Genomic DNA, 21,038 nt, shown 5'->3' with positions numbered 1-21,038 from the left:
ACCCTGCCGCACATGACGGACTCGCAGGCCCCGGAAAAGACCGGTACGGAAACGACGACCGGCACAAACCCCCTCGCGCCGGCCCCCACAGGCGCCCGTACCGCCGCCGATGTGGTCACCCCGGAGCTGGTTGCCCAGCTCACGAAGGGTGTGGTCGGCTCCGGCCGGACCGCCAACCACACGCCGTTCACCGGTGAGAAGCTCGCCGACCTGCCCGAGTCCACCCCCGAGGACGTGGCGAAGGCCTTCGACGCGGCCCGCTCGGCACAGGCCCTGTGGGTACAGACGCCGGTAAGGCAGCGCGCGGCCGTCCTGCTCCGCTTTCACGATCTCGTCCTCGCCCGCCAGGCCGAGGTCCTCGACCTGATCCAGCTGGAGACCGGCAAGGCGCGGCTGCACGCGCACGAGGAGGTGCAGGCCGTCGCCGTCGCGGCCCGCCACTACGGCCGCAAGGCCCCCGCCTACCTCCGCCCGAAGCGGCACACCGGCGCCGTCCCGACCCTCACCAAGGTCACCGAACTCCGCCACCCGCGCGGGGTAGTCGGTCAGATCGCCCCCTGGAACTACCCGCTCGAACTCTCCGTCGGCGACGCCCTCCCGGCCTTCGTGGCGGGCAACGCGGTCGTCATGAAGCCGGACACCGAGACCTGCCTGACCGCCCTCTGGGCCCGCGACCTCCTCATCGAGGCCGGCCTGCCCGCTGACGTCTTCCAGGTCGTCCTCGGCGAGGGCCCGGTCGTCGGCCCCGAGGTCGTCAAGCGCGCCGACTACGTCTCCTTCACCGGCTCCACCCGCACCGGGCGCGAGGTCGCGCAGGGCGCGGCGGCCCGGCTGGTCGGCGTCTCCCTCGAACTCGGCGGAAAGAACGCCATGTTGGTCCTGGAGGACGCCGACCTCGACAAGGCGGCGGCGGGCGCGGTCCGCGCCTGCTTCTCCTCCGCCGGCCAACTCTGCATCTCCATCGAGCGGTTGTACGTCCACGAGTCGATCGCCGACGCCTTCCTGGAACGCTTCGCCGCCCGCACCAAGGCCATGCGCCTCGGCACCTCCCTCGCCTACGGCGCCGACATGGGATCGCTGGTGGGGGAGCGCCAGTTGGAGACGGTGACGCGACACGTGGAGGAGGCCGTCGCCAAGGGCGCCAAGGTGATCGCGGGCGGAGTCGCCCGCCCGGACATCGGCCCGTACTTCTTCGAACCGACCATCCTCGACGGCGTGGAAGCCCCGATGTCGGTGTGCGGCGAGGAGACCTTCGGCCCGGTCGTCTCCATCTACCGCTTCACGACGGAGGACGAGGCGGTGGAAGCGGCCAACTCCACCTCCTACGGCCTCAATTCCTCGGTCTGGACGAAGGACGGCCGCCGCGGCCGGGCCGTCGCCGCCCGCCTCCGCACCGGCACGGTCAACGTCAACGAGGGCTACGCCTCCGCCTACGGCAGCGTCCAGTCCCCCATGGGCGGCATGAAGGACTCCGGCCTCGGCCGCCGCCACGGCTCCGAGGGCATCCTCAAGTACACGGAGGCCCAAACGGTCGCGCAGCAGCGACTGTTGCCGATGGCCCCGTCACTGGGCATGACCGACGAGGCATACGCCCAGTTCATGAGCCGCAGTCTCCGGGTCATGAAGGCCTTGCGTCTCAAGTAGCAGTCCCTGGTTCTCAACGAGGAGAGCATGTGTCACAGGACACCTACGACTACGACGTCATCGTCGTCGGCTCGGGCTTCGGTGGTTCCGTAACCGCCCTGCGCCTGACGGAGAAGGGCTACCGCGTAGGTGTCCTGGAAGCCGGCCGACGCTTCACCCGGGAATCCCTCCCCAAGAACTCGTGGGACCTCAAGAACTACCTCTGGGCCCCCAGGCTCAACCTCTACGGCCTCCAGCGCATCCACCTGCTCGGCAACGTCATGGTTCTCGCCGGCGCGGGCGTGGGCGGCGGCTCCCTGAACTACGCCAACACCCTGTACGTACCGCCCGAGCCGTTCTTCGAAGACCCCCAGTGGCGCGACATCACGGACTGGCAGGAGGAGTTGGCCCCGTACTACGACCAGGCCCGCCGCATGCTCGGCGTACGGCTCAACCCGACGATGACCCCGTCCGACGTCCATCTGAAGGCGGCGGCCCAGCGGATGGGCGTGGGCGACACCTTCCACATGGCCCCGGTCGGTGTCTTCTTCGGCGACGGCGAGGACGCCGACGGCACCGCGAAGGCCAGGCCCGGCGAGCAGGTGGCGGACCCGTACTTCGGCGGCGCGGGCCCGGCCCGCAAGGCCTGCACGGAGTGTGGCGAGTGCATGACGGGCTGCCGGCACGGTGCCAAGAACACCCTCAACGAGAACTACCTCCACCTCGCCGAGAAGGCGGGCGCCGAGGTCCACCCGATGACGACGGTCGTGTCCGTCACGGACGACTCACAGGGCGGCTACGCGGTGGCGACCCTGCCCACGGACGCGAGGAAGTCGTCGAAGGGCCGTACCTTCAAGGCCCGCAGGGTCGTCCTCGCCGCCGGCACCTACGGCACCCAGACCCTCCTGCACCGTATGAAGGCGGGCGGCCAACTGCCGTACCTCTCCGAGAAGTTGGGCGAACTCACCCGCACCAACTCGGAGGCGCTGGTCGGCGCCCAGACGAACGACCGCCGCTACCGCAGAGCGACCGGCACCCCGAAGGCCGACTTCACCCGCGGAGTCGCCATCACCTCCTCGATCCACCCCGACGGGAACACCCACATCGAACCGGTCCGCTACGGCAAGGGCTCCAACTCGATGGGCGGCCTCTCCATCCTCCAGGTCCCGTACGCCGAGGGCTCGTCGAGGGTGCTGGCCTGGCTGGCGAACGCGGCCCGCCACCCGCTCCTGGTCCTTCGCTCCCTCTCCAACCGCCGCTGGTCGGAGCGGACCATCATCGGCCTGGTGATGCAGTCGCTGGACAACTCCCTGACGACGTATCTGAAGCAGGACGGCGTAGGCAAAGGGCTGTTGACGGCACGTCAGGGGCACGGCGCCCCCAACCCCAAGCAGATCAGGGCGGCTTCGGAGGCCGCGGCGGCCATCGCCGCCGAGATCAACGGCTTCGCGGGCTCCAACGTCGGCGAACTCATGGGCACCCCGCTCACCGCCCACTTCCTCGGCGGCTGTCCCATCGGCGCCTCCCGCGAGACCGGTGTGATCGACCCGTACCACCGCCTCTACGGCCACGCGGGCATCTCGGTCGTCGACGGCGCGGCCGTCTCGGCGAACCTCGGCGTCAACCCGTCGCTCACCATCACCGCGCAGGCCGAGCGCGCGATGTCGTACTGGCCCAACAAGGGCGAGCCGGACCCGCGTCCGCGCCAAGGGGCGTCGTACGAACGGCTGAAGCCGGTGGAGCCGCGTCAACCGGCGGTCCCCGAGGGGGCGTTCGGCGCGCTGAAGCTGCCGTTCCTGGGGATGCCGACGGTGCCGCCGAAGTCGTAAGCCGTAGAAGACAAGCGGCAGTTGCCGTACAAACAGAAGGACCTGCGCCCCCCTCCGAGCGCAGGTCCTTTGTCGAGCGAGCTACGTGTTACGCGCTCTCTCCGGTCTTGCGGCGGCGCACCATGACCACCGCTGCGGCACCCGCGACGACCGCCGCGCCGCCCACGAGGCCGATCACCGGCAGCGCGGAGCTGGAGCCGGTCTCGGCGAGGTTGCCGGTGGCCTCGTTGACCCCGCCCTGCGGCTTCAGGTCGTCGTTGGTCCCGGTCGGCTTCTGGCCGGTCGGCTTGGCCTCGCCGACGTCGCCCGGGTCGCTGCTGCCGGCGGCGAGCACGGAGAACTCGTAGTAGTCGCCGTTGACGTAGCAGGACTCACCCTTGCCCGCGTACACCGCCTGGCTCAGCGCGAACGACGAGCCCGCGGGGGCCGAGGACTTGATCTTCACGCGCAGGTCGAGCGTGGTCGAGGACTTCTTCTCCAGGGTGGGCAGCACCGCGACGATGCTGCCGGACAGCGTGGTCTCGTCGCTGCCGGTGCCGACGGTCTCCTGGTAGGAGTCGGTCCACTTGCCGTCCTGCTTCAGCTGGATCTCGGCCAGGTCCAGCATGAGCGAGGAGTCCTCGTTCACGTCGTCGCTGTACTCGGTGAGCGCGTTGATCCAGACGTTCTGCAGGTCCTTGTCCGAGGCGTTCTTCACCACGAACTTGAAGGTGTGCCAGCCGGAGCCGGCGACGATCTTGTTCGGCAGCCCGGTGATCGACGCGGAGAGCTTCTCGTCCAGGTCGAACGTCTTGCAGTCCGCGTACGGGTCGAAGTCGTCGGACGGCTTGCTCGGCGACGCGGACGGGCTCGGCGACGCGCTTCCGCTCGGGGAGTCCGACGCGGCGGGGCTGCTCGTGTCCGCCGCCGGGGAGCTGGTGTCCGAGGCGGGGGTGCTGGTGTCCGCCGCCGGGCTGCTCGCGTCCGAGGCGGGAGTGCTGTCGTCGGCCGCGGGGGTGCTCGCGTCGGCCGCCGGGGTGCTGTCCTCGACCGCGGGGCTGCTGGACGACGTGTCCGGCGAGCCGCCGTCGGCGAACGCGGCCGGTGCCGACAGCAGGGCGAGGGGGGCGATGGCGGCCGTCGCGGCGACCGTGGCCATGACACGGCGAAGCTTCATGAAGTCCTCAAGAAGTCCGGAGTGCTGCGACAGTGCAGCACGCTGGGCGGAGGGCTCCGCGTGTGGGGCGCGGGTGTGGCCCTTGTTCTGCAGGTGTGACCCGGGAAACCTGTGAATGGTTGTGTCAATCCTCACCTGATTCTTATGTGGGCTGTGTCACACCCAGGTTCTGCTTGCGAACACGCTTTCGGGCGCCTACAACTACCTGGTGTCTGACAAACCGTCCGAGGAACCGTCCTCGACCCCGGAGATCCCCGACGACGTCTGGGACAAGTTCGCCCGTGACACGGAGCGTGACATCCGGGCCTCCGCACAGAAGGAACCGTCCGCGCGCGCCCGCCAGGTGACCGAGCGGCTGAAGAAGGCCGAGCAGCCCGAGGGCTGGCGTACCGGCCCGGCCTGGCAGGAGATGAACGGGCGGGCCCGGCGCAGGCGTCGCCTGTGGGCCGTACTCGGCGTCCCGCTCGCCGTGGTCGTCGTCGTGGTCGCGATGAGACCCTCGCTGCTGCCCGGCGACCCCTTCGGCGCCAAGGCGGACTCGGACGCCGCGTCCCCGCTCGCCGCGGAGACCGCCGCCCCGACCGCCGCGCCCTCCACCGCGGATCCCCACATACCCACCCTGGACCGGCCGTTCGCCGGTTCACCCGCCCTGAACTGGGCCGACGGCGCGGCCGGCATCATCCTGCCGAAGGCGACCGCCGTGGGCACCTTCTCGAAGGACCGGGTCGAACTGGCCCTCCAGCAGACGAAGATCCTGCTCGTCGCAGCCAACCTCGACCCGAAGACGATCGGCGGCGCCCGCCCGTCCGCCGCGCTCGCCGTCCTCGACCCGAAGCAGCCCAAGGTGCTCGACCAGTTGAAGACCTCCCTGGCCGCCCCGACCAAGGCCGACGACCCCACGCTGCTGTTCAGCCGTTTCGACCCCAAGGACGTACGACTGGTCGGCAAGGTGGTGAAGACCCGTGGCCGCATCACCTTCGCGAAGGACTCCAGCGGGGGCGTCACCGTCCACGCCGACTACACCTTCGTCTACCCGCTGGTCCGGACCGACGGCTCCACCGAGGTCGCCCGCACCATCGTCCGCCGGGTGATCGACACCGAGGTCCTCGACCCCGCCCGCTACCAGGTCACCCCCGGCCTGCTGACCCTCACCCTCAACAACGCGGACTTCGGCAACTCGGCCTGCGACGTCTACGACGGCTTTCTGCACCCGCAGTTCGACTCCGACGCCACGTCGTCCCCCACGGGCGCGACACCCACGGGCCCGACGACGGACCCGTACGACCGCAGCCGCGACATCGGCAAGGGCGAGGGAAACTGCGGGACGGTGAGCCGGACCTAGGAGCGCGCGAGGACCCGCAGGAACGCAAGCGAAGGGCCCCGCGGGACGGAGCCGCGGGGCCCTTCTCCGTCAGCACCGACGTCAGGGCGGCGCCGGTGCCTGGGAGCGGCGCCGGGGGGTTGCGCCGCTGGTCTCAAGTTGTCTCAAGTGCCCCGGGTCGGCGCCCCGGCGCACACGGGGCGCGCACTTGGTCTCGACCTTTGGCAGTGGGACGGTGCACCGCAATGCGGTTGGCTGCTATGGGACTTGGGGCTCAGAGGGGAGCTCGGGGGGCTTCTACGCATCGTGCTGGATGGAGACGACGACCGCAACCGTTCGATCCGGCTTTGTGCATTTTGCAGTTCCGCCGGGCGGCCCCGGGCGTCCCCGGAGCCGACCGTTCTCTTGGGTGACCGGGCTGCTGTCCCCTGCCGTCCGGTCACGACCCTGGAGCGAGGTCCCACGACGTACGGCACGATCCGTACGTCTCATCGCCCCAGCGAGCCACGCGTGGTTCTTTCGGGCCCGCCCCTGGCTGGCACGGACACCCCCACCAACGAAGCGGTTCCCGGGGCGGTCACGCGCCGTACGGGTGAGACGGGGCTCGAACTCAGATCCGCCCCCGCGACAGTTCGAGCAGCGTCATCGCGAGCGAGGTGCCGGGCTTGCCGAGCGCGTCCCTGTAGCGGCCCAGGATCTCGTTCTCCCGCGACAGGTGCACACGCCGGCCGCCGGAGGCGATCCGCGTCTCCTGCACGACGGCGGACACGGCGACCCGTTCCTGGATCAGCCCGATGATCCGGTCGTCGAGAGCGTCGATCCGCTCACGGGCGTCGGCGATGGTCTGCTCGGGGGTGGTGGCGGGCGTGGTGGCGGTCATAAGGGGCTCCTGGTCGGAAGGGCGGCCCCGGATCGACACGACCCGGAAAACGACAGGCGCCCCGGGCCTTGTCGGCCCGGGGCGCCTGGAAAGTCGCTTGTCAGTAACTCAAGCAGCTCGACCATGGCAGCCGGCGGGCCGGTTGCCATAGGTAAAGAGGAAGGTCGGGTGCGTGAGCATGGGGGCGAGTATGCCACAGAGTCTTTTGACGGTGCCCGCTGTCTTTTTGCCTTGACGATGCCGATCGAGCCGGCCGAGACGGGTGGTGGGCGGGCATAGGTCCGGGGGGTCTGGGGGCGGAGCCCCCGGGAGACGGCGAGGTGTCCCACGCGACCCCCGTTAGAATCGGTACCCAGACCCCCGCCCCACCGCCGGAAGGCCACGCTCCCGTGTCAGCGACCCCCGCCCCCGACACCGTCCTGGTCGTCGACTTCGGCGCGCAGTACGCCCAGCTCATCGCCCGCCGCGTCCGCGAGGCCCGGGTCTACAGCGAGATCGTGCCGAGCACCATGCCGGTCGCCGAGATGCTCGCCAAGAACCCGGCGGCGATCATCCTCTCCGGCGGCCCCTCCTCCGTGTACGCGGAGAGCGCCCCCCGCCTGGACCGCGAACTCTTCGAGGCCGGCGTCCCGATCTTCGGCATGTGCTACGGCTTCCAGCTGATGGCGACCACCCTCGGCGGCACCGTCGACAACACCGGTGCCCGCGAGTACGGCCGTACGCCCCTGCATGTCTCGCGGTCGTCCTCCACCCTTTTCGAAGGCACTCCCGACGAGCAGTCCGTCTGGATGTCGCACGGCGACGCCTGCTCCGCCGCCCCCGAGGGCTTCACGGTCACCGCGTCCACGGACGTCGTCCCGGTCGCCGCCTTCGAGAACGACGAGAAGAAGCTCTACGGCGTCCAGTACCACCCCGAGGTCATGCACTCCACGCACGGCCAGCAGGTCCTGGAGCACTTCCTGTACCGGGGCGCGGGCCTCACCCCGTCCTGGACCACCGGCAATGTGATCGACGAGCAGGTCGCGGCGATCCGCGAGCAGGTCGGCGACAAGCGCGCCATCTGCGGTCTGTCCGGCGGTGTCGACTCCGCCGTAGCCGCTGCCCTTGTCGCACGCGCCATCGGCGACCAGCTGACCTGCGTCTACGTCGACCACGGTCTGATGCGCAAGGGCGAGACCGAGCAGGTCGAGAAGGACTTCGTGGCCGCGACCGGCGTCAAGCTCGTCGTCGTCGACGCGGAGGAGCGCTTCCTCACCGCGCTCGCCGGGGTCTCCGACCCGGAGCAGAAGCGGAAGATCATCGGCCGCGAGTTCATCCGTGTCTTCGAGCAGGCGCAGGCCGAGATCATCGCGGACGAGGGCCCCGAGGTCGCGTTCCTGGTGCAGGGCACGCTGTATCCGGACGTCGTCGAGTCCGGCGGCGGTACCGGCACCGCGAACATCAAGTCCCACCACAACGTCGGCGGCCTGCCGGAGGACCTAGAGTTCAAGCTCGTCGAACCGCTGCGCAAGCTGTTCAAGGACGAGGTCCGGATGGTCGGCCAGGAGCTCGGCCTGCCGGACGAGATCGTCCAGCGCCAGCCCTTCCCGGGCCCCGGCCTCGGCATCCGCATCGTCGGCGAGGTCACCAAGGACCGCCTCGACCTGCTCCGCGACGCCGACGCCATCGCCCGCGAGGAACTGACCGCGGCCGGCCTCGACCGCGACATCTGGCAGTGCCCGGTGGTCCTCCTCGCCGACGTCCGCAGCGTCGGTGTCCAGGGCGACGGCCGCACCTACGGCCACCCGATCGTCCTGCGCCCGGTCTCCTCCGAGGACGCCATGACCGCCGACTGGTCCCGCCTGCCGTACGACGTCCTCGCGAAGATCTCCACCCGCATCACCAACGAGGTCGCCGACGTCAACCGAGTCGTCCTCGACATCACCTCGAAGCCCCCGGGGACCATCGAGTGGGAGTGAGCCTTCCGGGGGCTCAGGTCCGCTTGAGGGTCCGCACCGGCCCTCCGGGCTTCCAGACCTGCACGACGAGATATTTCTCGTCCTCGACGTAGGTCCGCACGACCTCCGTCAACTCGGTGCGGAAGAGGTGGAACGGCTCCGGCGGTTCCACCTCCTTCATGTACGCCCCCTTCACCCCGGCATCCGTCACCTCCACCGCCCGCCCGCTCACCCGTACGTCCCCGCCGTGGGTGTCCGTACCCGGCCCCGGGTTCGCCTGCAGCGCGAAGCGCGGATCGCGCCGCAGATCCAGCGCCTTCAGCGAGTCGGGCATCATCCCGAGCCACAACTCGCCGTCCAGGAACCGCACTTCGAGCCCGGTCGTACGCGGTGACCCGTCCTTGCGCAGGGTCGCGAGGACGTGATGCGTGAAGGTACCGAAACGCTCCTCGACGGTCGCGGCGAGATCCGGTTCGGCGGCGGTGAAGGTGGCCCAGTTCGCTGTCATACGGCGAGTGTTCCGCCGATAACCGACAACCTCTGTCCTCTTTACAGACCTGCACTGCCCTTTTCGACCGACCGGCGGTAACTTCTCGCCCTTACAACAAACCCAGTGCTGGAGGACCGATGCACGGGCCGACGCCGCCCTCCCCCCTGCCCACCGACCGGCTGCGGTTCGCCATGCCGCCGATGCACGAGTCGGTCGAGGACGAACGCCGGCACCGCAAGGAACGGCTCGCGGGCGCCCTGCGCCTGTTCGGCCGGCTCGGCTTCGAGGACGGGGTCTCGGGGCACATCACCGCCCGCGACCCCGAGTTCACCGACTGCTTCTGGGTCAACCCTTTCGGGATGCCCTTCCGGCACGTCACCGTCAGCGACCTGGTGCTCGCCAACTCCGAGGGCCAGGTGCTCCAGGGCGGCCACCATGTGAACCAGGCCGCCTTCACCGTGCACTCCCAGGTCCACGCCGCCCGCCCGGACGTCGTCGCCGTCGCCCACTGCCACTCCGTGCACGGCCGCGCCCTCTCCGCCCTCGGCGACTTCCTCGACCCGATCAGCCAGGAGAGCTGCGCCTTCTACGAGGACCACGCGCTCTACGACGCCTTCAGCGGCGTCTCCGTCGACGCAGAGGAAGGCAAGCGGATCGCCGCCGGGCTGGGCTCCCGCAAGGCGCTCGTACTCCGCAACCACGGCCTGCTGACGGTCGGCGACTCGGTGGACGCGGCGGCCTGGTGGTTCCTGTCCATGGAACGCTCCTGCCAGGTCCAGCTCCTCGCCAAGGCGGCAGGCAGACCCCTCCTCATCGACCACAAACTCGCCGTCGCCACCCGCGAACAGACCGGCGGTGACCTCGTCGCATGGATCAACTACCAGCCCCTGTGGCAGGACATCAGCCGCAGCGAACCGGACCTCCTCAGCTGAGGCCCCTCTATCTGAAACCGCGCAGCACCGCCGCCTTGGTCATCGTGAACTCCTCGTCCGTGAGCACCCCTTCCCGGTGCAACTCGCCCAACTCCCGCAGCCTGCGCAGGAGTACGTCGTGATGGTCGGCCGGGGGCGGGACGGTGGCCGCACGCGGGGGCCGGTCCGTGAACTCGCCGTTCTCCCGCTCACGGACCGACGGATGGGGCAGCCGCGCGGTCACCGCCGTCGCCACCAGCGCGGTGAGCAGATCACGGCGGGTGCTGCCCCACAGGTCGAGCGCGTACGGGTCCTTCTCCGGCGGCAGTTTGGAGAACACCGTCTCCCGGGTCACGAACCGCATGAACCCGTCCTCGTAACCGGAGTTGGGCAACCACTCCACCTGCACCAGATCGCCCACGGCGACTATCCGCGGCCCGGTGGCCCGCTTGACGCGCTCGGAGGTGTCCGCCCAGTCGATCCGCACCTGGGCGCCGTCGAATGACACCGTGCCGTCGGAGGACCGGACCGAGACCGGGACCGGCGGACCCGGCAGCAGATAGGCCTTGGTGGGTTCCTTGGGGATCTGGTCCAGGAGCAGTGCGTGCCGAATCTCCTCCGCCACGTACTCGGCGACCCCGGACCGGTCGATGTCCACGATCAGCCGGTACGGATCCGCCGCGTCCGGCAGCCGCCCACCGGTCGCCTGCAACAGCGGATCGGCCCCCTCGCGCAGCCTCAGCCGCAGTCGGCCACGCTTGCGTTCGGGTTCGTAGACGACGCCCGCGACGGCTTCGAGGGGCACCGCGATCTCGCCGTACGTCTGCCGGAACAGTGGCACGGAGCGGTGAAGTCCCGGTGTGATCCTGACCGTTGTGCCGTCGAAGGCCCAGGTCCCGTCGCGCTGGATGATCTCGGCCATACGGAAATTCTCGCAGCCGGGTCAACACGGCGGCGCTCACTTCACCCGCGCTGACCAGACCTGCCGGACGCGGGCCGTGTCCCGTAGGGCACAATCCGCTGTTGTCGTGCGGGAGTTGCAAGGCGGTGGCCAAAGGCTTCGGAGCCGGTCGCCGAATGTGAGGGCCCGGTTTCGAGGGCCGAGGTCCATGAGGGTCGTGGGGAAGGCAGGCGTCGGGCGTGGCGGTGCAGGAGGCGAGACAGGGCGGCGAGCAGGTGGGTGCCCACGGAGGTGGCTGCACCTGCGGGGACTGCCCGCACGGAGCACGCGAGGGGCATCGGCGCGCGGTCGCCGCGTTCCTCGTCAAGCGGGACGGCTTCGCGGCCGGCGAGGGGCTGCCCGCGGCGGTGGCGCACTCGGCGTCCGCCTCCCGGCAGTGGGTCTCCGACGAACTGACCCAGTCCGCCGACGCCGTCGCCGAACGCGGCCGGGCCGAGGGCGGAGCCTGGCTGGCGCGCCTGTGGCACCGCACGGCCTTCGCCGTGTGGGGCGGCTTCGTCGTCCTGCTCCTGGTGCAGGCGCTCACCGCGATCGGCGCGGGCTGGACGGCGGCCCGTACGGCCGGACTGCTGGCCGCGCTCGTGGTCGCCGGCGCGCTGAGTGCCGCCTCCTGGTTCCACCGGGCGCGCGGCGGGGCGCTGGCCCCGGTCATCGGTGAGGACAACCGGCTGTCGACCTCCCGCGCGGTGGCCGTCTCCTGGGTGCTGTTCGTGGCGTACGCAGTGCTGGTCCTGGCCGGCCGCCTCGCCGCCGCCTCCGACCACGCCGAACGCGACGCCCTCATCTCCGGCCTCGAACTCGCCCGCGGCGCCGGTGTGGTGACCGTCCTCGCCGTGGTCTGCGCGATCGCCGTGCTCGTGCGCCGGGTCGTCGGCCTGCGGGTCCTCGGCCAGCGCCTCCAGAAGATCCCCGCCGACCGCCCGCGTGCGGCCGACCTCCTCACCGACGACGCCGGCCGCGGCACCTTCGCCGACATCCAGTACGTCGCGATCAGCGCCGTCGCCCTCGTCTTCGCGGCCGTGAGACTCGCCCGCCGCCCCGACCAACTGCCGGACCTGCCCTGGGGCTTGGCGGTGGTGGTCCTCATCTCCGCCGCGACATACCTGGCCGGCAAGTACGCGGAAGGCGGCCGTCCGGTCATCCTCTCGGTGGTGCGTTCCCGCGAGGCGGGCGACCTCGACGCCCCGATCCGCACCGGTGACGACATCGAGATCCGCGGCGCCGGCTTCGTCCCCCCGGGCGCCCAGACCGCGGACCGCCTCTCCCGCATGGTCGTCCGCATCGGCCCGGTCAACGTCCACGTACCCCTGGTCCCGGTCACCGGCGGGTTCTCCAACCCGACGGACACCCTCCTCACCGTCCCGGTCCCTGTGGACGTCGAGCCCGGACGCGTGGAAGTACAGGTCGTGACCGCGGCGGGCGTGGAGACGAATGCCTGTGTCGTCGACGTGACGGACTGAGACGGCCGATGGGCGAGGACGTCCATATGGGTGTGCGGCAGATCCGGGCCCACAGCTGAATATCCAGAGAACGCGGCCGACTGCCGCCCGAACTCGGCCGAAGTGCGAAAAACTGTCCGAAGCATGGTTGAGCGGGTCCCCCTTTTCGTACGTATGGTCTGTTGAGGGGTCAACGGCGGGCGAGAGGCGGCTAAGGGCGATGACTCACGGCACTCGAATGGATACGCAAACCCCGTACCTCGACGGCGACCGGAGCTGGCGCGACACCGCCACCCGGTACGCCCTCCTCCCACTACGTGTCTTCCTGGGCGTCACCTTCATCTACGCGGGCCTGGACAAACTCACCGACAGCGCCTTCATGAAGGCCTCCGGCGCCGGGTCGGTCGGCGAGACGATGCGCGCGGTCCGCGACTCGTCCGCCATCCCGGCCCTGGTCGACCTGTCCCTGAAGAGCCCCGTCGGCTTCGGCTACGCCATCGCCTTCGGTGAACTCGCCGTCGGCATCGGCACGTTGATCGGCCTGCTGGCCCGCATCGCCGCACTCGGCGGCGCGCTGATCTCCCTCAGCCTGTGGCTGACCATCAGCTGGCAGTCGGACCCGTACTACTACGGCAACGACCTCGCCTATCTGATGGCCTGGCTGCCCCTCGTCCTCGCGGGCGCCTCCGTGTTCTCCCTGGACGCGGCACTACGCGCGAGGCGAAGGCAGCGGGCGGGTGGCTACCGCTAGTCAGCCCGATATCTCAGGACCGGGGTCGGCCGTGCTCGTACGGCCGGCCCTGCGTCGTCTGCGGATCGCCCCGTTGACGCCGGCCACCACGCCGGCCAGCAACAGGCCGACGACGACCAGGGGGATCGCCGCGAACCACTCGGTCACCCACAGCCCGCCCGCGTCCCCGGCGTAGGCCACGCCCGCGGCGACGAGGAAGAGACCGACGACCAGCTTTCCGGGCTGGAACTCATGACGCAGCACGGCTGACCTCCGCCTGTCCGACGTCGACCCGGAGGTCCAGGTCCAGCGTGCCGGTGCTCTTCACGCCCGTCGCCGGGGTCAGGGTGACCTGCTTGTGCTTGCCCGGTTCCACGTCCACGTCCTTCTTGCCGTCACCGGGCAACTGGATGTCCCCGACGCCCACGTCCACACTCAGCTTCACCGTCACGTCCGACGGCACGATCACCTTCAACTGCCCGATGCCCACCTGGGCGTACGTTGTCACCGTCTGCCCCTTGGCCAGCCGCAGCCGGGTCAGGTCGAGCGTGCCCACGCCGTTCCCCAGGTCGTAGTTCTGCTGCACCTGGGCCACCGCCGTGGGCTGCCAGGTGAGGCGTTCCCAGTGGGTGGTGAGGTCCTTGGGCAGGGCCGCCGAGGCGGCGAGCAGGCCGGCCGTGACGATCGCGAGGAACACCGAGCCCGCCCCCGTACGCCCCAGGAACGAGCTGACCGCCATCCCCAGGCCGAACACGACGAGCGCGCAGGCCAGACCCATCTGCAGGCTGGTGCCGAGCGCCTGGTCGTCCCATCGCGCGGCGGTGCCGAGGGCGCCCGCGAGCAGGGCCAGCAGGAAGACCCAGCCGCCGATCCAGCGCGGACCGCGCGGCTTCGGGGCGGGCGGACGCGGGGGCCGCAGATCCTGGGGCCAGTGCGGGTACGAAGGGCCGAGGCTGATGTGGACCGCGTCCGTGATGTCGCGGGTGCGGGAGTCCCCGGGGCCCCAGAGATAGCCGGTGCCACCGACGTGGGTGCCGTCCTTGACGATCGGGTCGCGCCACCAGGAGGGGTAGGCGGCGGGCACCGGCGGTGCCTGGGCCTCCGGCGGGGCGTCGGCGACGGCCTGCGCGGCCAGCGGGTCGGGGTCGGGGGCGCCGCGCTGCTGCGACCAGTACCCCGCGCCCGCCAGCAGGAGGGAGAGGACGACGGCGAAGGTGAGCACGCTGGCGTTGCTCAGCATCGACAGGAACACACCGCAGCCGACCAGCGCGAACAGCACCGCCGCCAGGGCCTGGCCGTCGACGCGGCCGGTGAAGAGCTTGCGGACCTCGTTCTCCTCCTCGTCGTCGTACGGGACGAAGAGCCAGGCGAAGCCGTAGAAGATGAGGCCGATGCCGCCCGTCGCCGAGAGCACCGCGAGGGTGATCCGGAAGATCACCGGGTCCATGTCGCACTGCCGCCCGAGCCCCGCGCACACCCCCGCGAGCACCTTGGACCGCCGGTCCCGCCGGAACCGGTGCGGAGGCGCGGCCGTGATCGTGTCACCAGGCGCGGCACCCGACGGCGCGGCGCCCGGCGACGACGCGGCACCCGCGGCGGGCACGGCGTCCTGCGGCCCGCCGCCCGCTGCCGGGCCGGGGCCGGAGCCGGGTCCCGGACCCGTCGCGGCGTGCTCGTGATCTGTCATGCGTCCATGCTGCCCGCCGCGAGGCGCCGATGGCAGTCGGGACGACCCTGGCCGAACCCTGAAATCCGCCCTGACAGGGACCGGGGGAGTGTTCGACACCGACCCCGACACCGCGAAAGGCCCCTGAGCCGCGTCGTTTCCGAAGATCAGGGGAGTCTCGGGGGCCGACCCTGATGCTCCGGGCGGCGGGGCGTGTGAACATCGGTGGCATGCCGGAAGCCGCAGCAGTGTCAGTCGAGGACCCGCGGCCGCCGCGCAAGCTCTACCGCAGCAGCGACGGACGCTGGCTCGGTGGTGTGGCGCGGGGGCTCGCCGGGCATCTCGGCCTGCCGGTGATCTGGGTGCGGCTGGTGTTCGTGGGCCTGTTCCTCGCGGACGGACTCGGCGCGCTGCTGTACGCCTCGTTCTGGTTCTTCGTGCCGCTCGGCGTCGGCGGCGTCGCCGGCCAGCGGCCCCCGTCGCTCGTCTCCACCGAGACCTCGGCGGACGGCCGCCGCAGACTCGTCGCCCGCAAGCCGGACAAGGGCCAGATCGTCGCCCTGCTCCTCATGGTCGTCGTGGCGCTGGTCTTCGTCGGCAATGTGAATCTGGGCGACGGCGCCAAGGCCTATCTCTTCCCGGTCGTCCTCGTCGGCGCGGGCGTGGCCCTCGTCTGGCGTCAGGCGGACAACGCCCGCCGCGCCCGCTGGGCCGAGGTCGGCGGCCGTCGCCGTACGCTCAGCCTGCTGCGCGCGGGCGGCGGCGTCCTGCTGGTCACCGCAGGCGCCACCGCGATCTTCGTGCTGCAGGGCTCCGCCGCCCACCTCGGTTCGGTGCTCCAGGCCGCCCTCGCGGTCCTCGTCGGCATCACCCTGCTCGCCGGCCCGTACCTCGTGCGGATGACCCAGGACCTCTCCGAGGAGCGCCTGATGCGCATCCGCGCCCAGGAGCGCGCCGAGGTCGCCGCCCATGTCCACGACTCCGTGCTGCACACCCTGACCCTGATCCAGCGCAACGCGGAGAGCCCGAGCGAGGTACGCCGCCTGGCCCGTGCCCAGGAGCGCGATCTGCGCGCCTGGCTCTACAAACCGGAGGGCACCGGCAAGGAAGAGGCCGACGAACCCGACACCCTCGCCGAGGCGGTGCGGCGCAGCGCGGCCGAGGTCGAGGACAAGCACGGCGTCCCCATCGAGGTCGTCATCGTCGGGGACTGCCCGCTCGACGAGAGAATCGGTGCCCAGATGCAGGCCGCGCGCGAGGCGATGGTGAACGCGGCCAAGTACGGTGGCGAGGGTGGCGCCGTGCAGGTCTACGCCGAGGTGGAGGGGAAGAAGGTCTTCGTGTCCGTCCGTGACCGCGGACCGGGCTTCGACCTCGACTCGATACCCGCCGACCGCATGGGCGTCAGAGAATCGATCATCGGCCGTATGGAGCGACACGGCGGCACGGCACGGCTGCGCGCGGTGCCGGACGGCGGTACCGAGGTCGAGCTGGAGATGGAGAGGGCGGAGAAGACGTCATGAGCGACGCGACCGAGACGAACGAGCCTCTGGAGCCGACCGGCGGGAGCGCGGGCGGGCGTCACGTGCGCGTGGTCCTCGTCGACGACCACCGCATGTTCCGTACGGGGGTCCAGGCGGAGATCGGCCGGACCGAGGAGACCGGCGTCGAGGTGGTCGGCGAGGCCGCGGACGTCGACCAGGCGGTCACGGTCATCACCGCGACCCGCCCCGAGGTGGTCCTCCTCGACGTCCACCTGCCGGGCGGCGGCGGGGTCGAAGTCCTGCGCCGCTGCGCCCCGTTGATGAGCGACGCCGAGCAGCCCGTCCGCTTCCTCGCGCTGTCCGTGTCGGACGCGGCGGAGGACGTGATCGGGGTGATCCGAGGCGGTGCGCGCGGCTATGTCACCAAGACGATCACCGGTACGGACCTCGTCAACTCCGTCTTCCGGGTCCAGGAGGGCGACGCGGTCTTCTCCCCGCGGCTGGCCGGCTTCGTCCTCGACGCCTTCGCGTCGACCGACGCCCCGCCGGTCGACGAGGACCTCGACCGCCTCACCCAGCGCGAGCGCGAGGTCCTGCGCCTGATCGCCCGCGGCTACGCCTACAAGGAGATCGCCAAGCAACTGTTCATCTCGGTGAAGACGGTCGAGTCCCATGTCTCGGCGGTGCTGCGCAAGCTCCAACTGTCGAACCGGCACGAGCTGACGCGGTGGGCGACGGCACGCCGACTGGTGTGACCCGCAAGGGAGTTCACCGGGGGTTCGTCGGGCGGGGCTTCACACCACCCGCGTCGCCCCCGCGAACGGCATCTGGTCGATCGGCGCCAGCCGCACCGGAGCCGACGGGTTCGGGGCGTGGATCATCTGGCCGTCGCCGACGTAGATGCCGACGTGGCTGATGCCCGAGTAGAAGAACACCAGGTCGCCGGGGCGCAGTTCGTCCCGGGAGACCCGCTGGCCGGCGTTGATCTGGGCGTAGGTCGTGCGGGGCAGGGAGACTCCGGCGGAGTTGTAGGCGGCCTGGACGAGACCCGAGCAGTCGAAGGCGTTGGGCCCGGTCGCCCCCCAGACGTAGGGGCTGCCGAGCTTCTGGTAGGCGTAGGAAACGGCCGCCGCAGCACGGGAGTTGGGGGCGTCGGCCGTGGCGGCGGAGGAGCCGGGCGCGTGCAGCCCGTCCCGTGACGTGGTTGCCGACCGTGACGCGCGCCCCGTGGTGCCGGCGGTCTGCTCGACCTGGGCCCGCTGCTGCGGAGGCACTGCGGAGAGCAGCCGCCGCGCCTGGTCCAGCTTCCCGTTGATGGTCTTCTTCTGCCTGCCGAGCTCCGCCTGCCGCGACTTCAGCGAGGTCAGTTCGATGTGCGCGGCCCCGCGCAACTGCTCGATCTCCCGCAGCTGTTGCCGTACGAGAGCGACGGCCGCCGTCTGCCGGTGGCCCGCCCGGTCGGCGAACTCGGCGCCGCCCAGATACTGTTCGGGGTCGTCCGAGAGCATGACCTGCACCGCGGGGTCGAGTCCGCCGCTGCGGTACTGGGCCGCGGCGACGTAACCCAGCGCGTCGCGCGCCGAGTTGAGCTTCTCGGTCTTGCGGGCCGCCTCGTCCCGCAGGGTGTTGAGCTGCTTCTCGGCCGCGTCCGCCTTCTCCTTCGCGCCGTCGTACTTCTCCGTGGCGACCTCCGCCTCCTGGTACAGCTTGTCCACCTTGGCCTTGACCTGTGCCGGTGTCAGCTGCGGCTCGGCGTGCGAGGTCCCGTCGAAGCCGGTCGCCGTCGCCGCGCCCGCGAGGGCGATCGTGGCGGCGGTGCGGGCCGTATGGCCGCTGAGCGAGCGCTGTCGGGGCTTGCGGTGCGCTGCCACGTGGACTGCACGTCCTTTCGTACGACCGCCGGGGGAGCGGGCGGTTTGCGCGTCCGGCGGCGGCCCGCACAGGGGGAGCGGGCCGCCGCCGGACCTTCTCGGCGGTGGTGTCCGACGGCCGCCCCTGGTCCGGGCGGCGGTGGGGAGCCGGTCACCTGGTGGAGGACGCTAAACCTGAAGATGACGGCCCGGTAACGCATGTACGGAAATGATGTGAGGTGATCGTCTTTTAACGTCAAGTGACTGTCATTCCGGTCCGGGGCCACCGCCTTCACGCGGCGCGCTGACCGATGCAGCGGTTCCGGCGCGGCGGTGGGCGGCACGGTGCTATGGGCCGCATATATGCAAGATCCGGTGAGCGACAGGGCAGCCCGGTGTCGGTCGGCCCCGGGCCCCTGAATAGGCTCCGGACCCATGGACGTACTCATCCATCTCTTCGTCGGCCTGCACATCATCGGCATCGCCGCGCTGCTCGGCGGTTTCCTCACCCAGATGAAGGCGATGGGCCAGGGGACGGCCCGCTTCGTCCCCGGCATGCTGCACGGCGCGCTGACCATGCTGGTCACCGGCGCGATCCTGGTCGGCCTCAACCAGGCCGACGATCAGCACGTCAACAACATCAAGATCGGCATCAAGCTCGCGCTGCTGGTCGTGATCCTGGGACTCGTCTATGTGAAGAGGGACGAGGAGACGGTCGACAAGAACCAGTTCGCGCTGGTCGGCGGCCTCACCATGGTCAACATCTTCATCGCGGTCCTGTGGACGTGACCCCGGACGTGGCGGCGAGGTAGAACCGGACCGTCCCCGCGGCCACCACCAGCCAGGCCGCCACCGCGATCCACAGCACCACCTGCCCCGGTGTCCTGAGCCACGGGACGTCCACAGCGGTGCCCACGGACAGCGTGGTCGCCGCCGTCATCCCGAGCGGGAACACCGTCGACCAGCGGCGCACGTCGTAGCGCGGCCTGGGCCAGACGATCTCGGCGGCCAGCAGGACCACGCACCAGGCCACGTCCAGCACCAGCAGCGCCACGGTCACGGCCCGCAGGACGCCCCGGTCGTCGGAGTTCCACAGATACAGGCGGGCGCTGTCGGCGGCGATCAGCTTCGACCCGGCCAGTGCCGAGACGGCGAGTGCGCCGCCGACGAGCCAGTGGTCACCGGCCCCGATGATCACCTGCCGCCAATCGAAACGGGCCAGCGCGAACCCGTAGAGGGCCAGCCCGAACCAGAACAGCGCCAGCGCCGTGTGCGCGAGCCAGGCCACCGATTCGGCCGCGGCGATCGTGGCGCCCAGCACGGCCAGCGACTGCGTGGCCACACAGCCGAGGAACACCGTCCCGGGCATCCGCCCCCGCCAGTTCCCCAGGACCCGCACGAGCAGCCCCGGCCACAGCACCACGGCCAGTGCGAGCAGCGCCTCCGCCACGGTCTGCCGGCCCGCGATCGAGAACCGCGTTCCGAGTACGGCGGTTGCGGCGACGGCGGTCACCGCACCGGGCGTCCCCGCCTCCGTGAGCCACCTCCGCCGGTCCCGCAGCAGCCGTATGGCGAAGTCCGCGGCCAGTCCCAGCCAGAAGGCACAGGCCAGCGCGAAGGCGATACGGGAGAGCACCGCGTACCCGGTGAGATGCAGCCCGACCGACACGATGCCGGTCGCCATCACGACGGCCCCGGCCGCCGGCGGACGCTGCGCCCACCAGGCGCGGAAGCGGGAGGTACCGGTACCGGACATGGGTCCGATGCTAGGGAGCCGCCCCGGTGCCGACAGTGGGCCACGCGCGCGTGGACCTCAGAAGCACCTGCACGCGTGCGTGGCCGTCAAAAACTGCCGCACGCGCGCGTGCCCACGGATTCCGCTCAGGCCGGCCGCACCACGCTGTGGATGGCCGACGTGCCCCCGTAGTGGATCGATTCCTCGCGGACGCAGGTGCCGGGCTTCGGGGCGTGGATCATCACGCCGTCGCCCACGTAGACACCGACGTGACTGCTGTCGTCGTGGAAGAAGACCAGGTCGCCGGGTTGTGCGTCGGCCAGGGGGACCGTTGTGCCGGCGTTCGCCTGGGCGGTGGTCGCGCGCGGGAGGGTGACTCCGGCGGCCTTCCAGGCGGCCTGGGCGAGGCCCGAGCAGTCGTACGAGCCGGGGCCCGCGGCGCCCACGACGTACGGCTTGCCGATCTGGGCGCGGGCGAAGGCGACGGCCTGCCTCGCGAGTGCCGCCGCCTCTTGCCGCCGCTCCCGCGCGGCCGACTGCGACAACAGCGCGCGTGCGGTGGAGAGCTTCTTCTGGACGGTGGCCTTGGCCGTCCTCGGGTCGCTCTGCGTCCAGGCGGGGGTCTGGAGGCTCACGGCCGCCTCCTGACGCTTCCCCGCCGTCGTGGACCGCTCCGTGAGGTGTGCGGCGACCGCGCCCTTCCGGCGGGCGGTCAGCCGGCTCATCAACTGGGCCTGGTCGTAGTGGTCGTGCGGGGTGGCGGTGAAGGAACCCGGCTGTTTCCGCACGGAGTCGATCTTCTGCGTGCGCTTGGCCGCGTCGGGCCTCTCGGTCGTCGAATCCACCCGCCGGTAGAGGTCGTCGATCTTCTTCTCGACCTCTCCGAGGCGCGGACCGCCGTCGTCGGCGGGTGTCCATATGCCTGCGATGCGCGAGCCCGCGGAACGCGGCTTGCGGTGCGACGACGCCAAGGAGGCGACTCCTTCCGAGGTCGGTGGGGCCGTGGAGCTTGATCGAACGCTAACC

The 21,038-nt window shown here is 70.8% G+C and carries 19 protein-coding genes; 10 read left to right on the top strand and 9 right to left on the bottom strand.

Features of this window, described 5'->3' with window-relative positions; all coding sequences use genetic code 11:
* Nucleotides 1-12: 12 nt before the first annotated feature.
* Together OH768_RS20580 and OH768_RS20575 are read left to right on the top strand one after the other, a co-directional pair.
* The gene (locus OH768_RS20580; protein WP_406455656.1) at nucleotides 13-1,644 is read left to right on the top strand and encodes a succinic semialdehyde dehydrogenase; all 1,632 of its coding nucleotides are present in this window, start codon (nucleotides 13-15) and stop codon (nucleotides 1,642-1,644) included.
* A 29-nt stretch (nucleotides 1,645-1,673) separates the two neighbouring features.
* Nucleotides 1,674-3,452 carry a GMC family oxidoreductase N-terminal domain-containing protein gene (locus tag OH768_RS20575; protein WP_406455654.1) on the top strand — a complete coding sequence of 593 codons (1,779 nt, stop codon included), beginning with the start codon at nucleotides 1,674-1,676 and terminating at the stop codon, nucleotides 3,450-3,452.
* 88 nt (nucleotides 3,453-3,540) lie between these two features.
* Here the strand turns inward: OH768_RS20575 and OH768_RS20570 are convergent, their stop codons facing one another.
* Entirely contained in the window at nucleotides 3,541-4,608 is a 1,068-nt protein-coding gene (locus OH768_RS20570) for an LAETG motif-containing sortase-dependent surface protein (RefSeq protein ID WP_406455652.1), read from the bottom strand.
* Nucleotides 4,609-4,816: 208 nt separating this feature from the next.
* On the opposite strand from OH768_RS20570, the gene OH768_RS20565 reads away from it, so the two are divergent.
* Nucleotides 4,817-5,950 (top strand): hypothetical protein, encoded by a 1,134-nt coding sequence (locus OH768_RS20565; RefSeq protein WP_406455650.1) that lies wholly within the window; start codon nucleotides 4,817-4,819, stop codon nucleotides 5,948-5,950.
* 589 nt (nucleotides 5,951-6,539) lie between these two features.
* Here the strand turns inward: OH768_RS20565 and OH768_RS20560 are convergent.
* A complete protein-coding gene (locus tag OH768_RS20560) occupies nucleotides 6,540-6,809 on the bottom strand; it encodes a chorismate mutase (protein ID WP_406455648.1) in 270 nt (89 codons plus the stop codon).
* 389 nt (nucleotides 6,810-7,198) lie between these two features.
* Between OH768_RS20560 and guaA the strand changes: the two genes are divergently transcribed.
* Nucleotides 7,199-8,767, top strand: coding sequence for a glutamine-hydrolyzing GMP synthase (gene guaA / locus OH768_RS20555; RefSeq protein ID WP_406455646.1), 1,569 nt, complete (start codon nucleotides 7,199-7,201; stop codon nucleotides 8,765-8,767).
* A 13-nt stretch (nucleotides 8,768-8,780) separates the two neighbouring features.
* On the opposite strand, the gene OH768_RS20550 is transcribed toward guaA, so the two are convergent.
* Nucleotides 8,781-9,254, bottom strand: coding sequence for a pyridoxamine 5'-phosphate oxidase family protein (locus OH768_RS20550; protein WP_406455644.1), 474 nt, complete (start codon nucleotides 9,252-9,254; stop codon nucleotides 8,781-8,783).
* Nucleotides 9,255-9,373: 119 nt separating this feature from the next.
* Here OH768_RS20550 and OH768_RS20545 point away from each other — a divergent pair, with 119 nt between their 5' ends.
* On the top strand, nucleotides 9,374-10,168 hold the full coding sequence (locus OH768_RS20545) for a class II aldolase/adducin family protein (RefSeq protein ID WP_406455642.1): 795 nt from the start codon (nucleotides 9,374-9,376) through the stop codon (nucleotides 10,166-10,168).
* A 7-nt stretch (nucleotides 10,169-10,175) separates the two neighbouring features.
* Here OH768_RS20545 and OH768_RS20540 read toward each other — a convergent pair whose 3' ends face one another.
* On the bottom strand, nucleotides 10,176-11,069 hold the full coding sequence (locus tag OH768_RS20540) for a DUF4429 domain-containing protein (RefSeq protein WP_019066786.1): 894 nt from the start codon (nucleotides 11,067-11,069) through the stop codon (nucleotides 10,176-10,178).
* Nucleotides 11,070-11,287: 218 nt separating this feature from the next.
* On the opposite strand from OH768_RS20540, the gene OH768_RS20535 reads away from it, so the two are divergent.
* Entirely contained in the window at nucleotides 11,288-12,568 is a 1,281-nt protein-coding gene (locus OH768_RS20535; protein ID WP_406455640.1) for a hypothetical protein, read from the top strand.
* 199 nt (nucleotides 12,569-12,767) lie between these two features.
* Entirely contained in the window at nucleotides 12,768-13,298 is a 531-nt protein-coding gene (locus OH768_RS20530; protein ID WP_200714171.1) for a DoxX family protein, read from the top strand.
* On the opposite strand, the gene OH768_RS20525 is transcribed toward OH768_RS20530, so the two are convergent.
* On the bottom strand, nucleotides 13,299-13,541 hold the full coding sequence (locus OH768_RS20525) for a hypothetical protein (protein ID WP_406455638.1): 243 nt from the start codon (nucleotides 13,539-13,541) through the stop codon (nucleotides 13,299-13,301).
* Entirely contained in the window at nucleotides 13,528-14,964 is a 1,437-nt protein-coding gene (locus tag OH768_RS20520) for a PspC domain-containing protein (protein ID WP_406455636.1), read from the bottom strand. The genes OH768_RS20525 and OH768_RS20520 overlap by 14 nt, the downstream gene beginning before the upstream one ends.
* A 173-nt stretch (nucleotides 14,965-15,137) precedes the next feature.
* Here OH768_RS20520 and OH768_RS20515 point away from each other — a divergent pair, with 173 nt between their 5' ends.
* Together OH768_RS20515 and OH768_RS20510 are read left to right on the top strand one after the other, a co-directional pair.
* The gene (locus OH768_RS20515) at nucleotides 15,138-16,466 is read left to right on the top strand and encodes a PspC domain-containing protein (protein WP_406455634.1); all 1,329 of its coding nucleotides are present in this window, start codon (nucleotides 15,138-15,140) and stop codon (nucleotides 16,464-16,466) included.
* Nucleotides 16,463-17,182: a response regulator transcription factor gene (locus OH768_RS20510; protein WP_019066793.1), complete on the top strand. Its 720-nt coding sequence runs from the start codon at nucleotides 16,463-16,465 to the stop codon at nucleotides 17,180-17,182. Before OH768_RS20515 ends, OH768_RS20510 begins: the two co-directional genes overlap by 4 nt.
* A 39-nt stretch (nucleotides 17,183-17,221) precedes the next feature.
* On the opposite strand, the gene OH768_RS20505 is transcribed toward OH768_RS20510, so the two are convergent.
* Nucleotides 17,222-18,298: an NlpC/P60 family protein gene (locus tag OH768_RS20505; protein ID WP_406455632.1), complete on the bottom strand. Its 1,077-nt coding sequence runs from the start codon at nucleotides 18,296-18,298 to the stop codon at nucleotides 17,222-17,224.
* Between the two features lie 414 nt (nucleotides 18,299-18,712).
* Between OH768_RS20505 and OH768_RS20500 the strand changes: the two genes are divergently transcribed.
* Entirely contained in the window at nucleotides 18,713-19,066 is a 354-nt protein-coding gene (locus OH768_RS20500; RefSeq protein WP_019066795.1) for a hypothetical protein, read from the top strand.
* Here OH768_RS20500 and OH768_RS20495 read toward each other — a convergent pair.
* Together OH768_RS20495 and OH768_RS20490 are read right to left on the bottom strand one after the other, a co-directional pair.
* Nucleotides 19,044-20,033, bottom strand: a complete 990-nt coding sequence (locus tag OH768_RS20495; RefSeq protein ID WP_406455629.1) for a tellurite resistance/C4-dicarboxylate transporter family protein — start codon at nucleotides 20,031-20,033, stop codon at nucleotides 19,044-19,046. The genes OH768_RS20500 and OH768_RS20495 overlap by 23 nt on opposite strands.
* Nucleotides 20,034-20,158: 125 nt before the next feature.
* Nucleotides 20,159-20,983 (bottom strand): C40 family peptidase, encoded by an 825-nt coding sequence (locus OH768_RS20490; protein ID WP_406455627.1) that lies wholly within the window; start codon nucleotides 20,981-20,983, stop codon nucleotides 20,159-20,161.
* Nucleotides 20,984-21,038: the final 55 nt, after the last annotated feature.

The sequence above is a fragment of the Streptomyces sp. NBC_01622 genome, assembly GCF_045209635.1.
Classification (GTDB): Bacteria; Actinomycetota; Actinomycetes; order Streptomycetales; family Streptomycetaceae; genus Streptomyces.
Note: the sequence above shows the minus strand (reverse complement) of the source record. Positions and strands in the feature narration are given on the sequence as shown.

Bases quoted from the DNA above. Each gene is read 5' to 3' on its own strand.
- OH768_RS20580 (WP_406455656.1), top strand. From the start codon at position 13: ATGACGGACTCGCAGGCCCCGGAAAAGACCGGTACGGAAACGACGACC.
- OH768_RS20570 (WP_406455652.1), bottom strand. From the start codon at position 4,608: ATGAAGCTTCGCCGTGTCATGGCCACGGTCGCCGCGACGGCCGCCATC.
- OH768_RS20560 (WP_406455648.1), bottom strand. From the start codon at position 6,809: ATGACCGCCACCACGCCCGCCACCACCCCCGAGCAGACCATCGCCGAC.
- OH768_RS20550 (WP_406455644.1), bottom strand. From the start codon at position 9,254: ATGACAGCGAACTGGGCCACCTTCACCGCCGCCGAACCGGATCTCGCC.
- OH768_RS20545 (WP_406455642.1), top strand. From the start codon at position 9,374: ATGCACGGGCCGACGCCGCCCTCCCCCCTGCCCACCGACCGGCTGCGG.
- OH768_RS20540 (WP_019066786.1), bottom strand. From the start codon at position 11,069: ATGGCCGAGATCATCCAGCGCGACGGGACCTGGGCCTTCGACGGCACA.
- OH768_RS20530 (WP_200714171.1), top strand. From the start codon at position 12,768: ATGACTCACGGCACTCGAATGGATACGCAAACCCCGTACCTCGACGGC.
- OH768_RS20520 (WP_406455636.1), bottom strand. From the start codon at position 14,964: ATGACAGATCACGAGCACGCCGCGACGGGTCCGGGACCCGGCTCCGGC.
- OH768_RS20515 (WP_406455634.1), top strand. From the start codon at position 15,138: ATGCTCCGGGCGGCGGGGCGTGTGAACATCGGTGGCATGCCGGAAGCC.
- OH768_RS20510 (WP_019066793.1), top strand. From the start codon at position 16,463: ATGAGCGACGCGACCGAGACGAACGAGCCTCTGGAGCCGACCGGCGGG.
- OH768_RS20500 (WP_019066795.1), top strand. From the start codon at position 18,713: ATGGACGTACTCATCCATCTCTTCGTCGGCCTGCACATCATCGGCATC.
- OH768_RS20495 (WP_406455629.1), bottom strand. From the start codon at position 20,033: ATGTCCGGTACCGGTACCTCCCGCTTCCGCGCCTGGTGGGCGCAGCGT.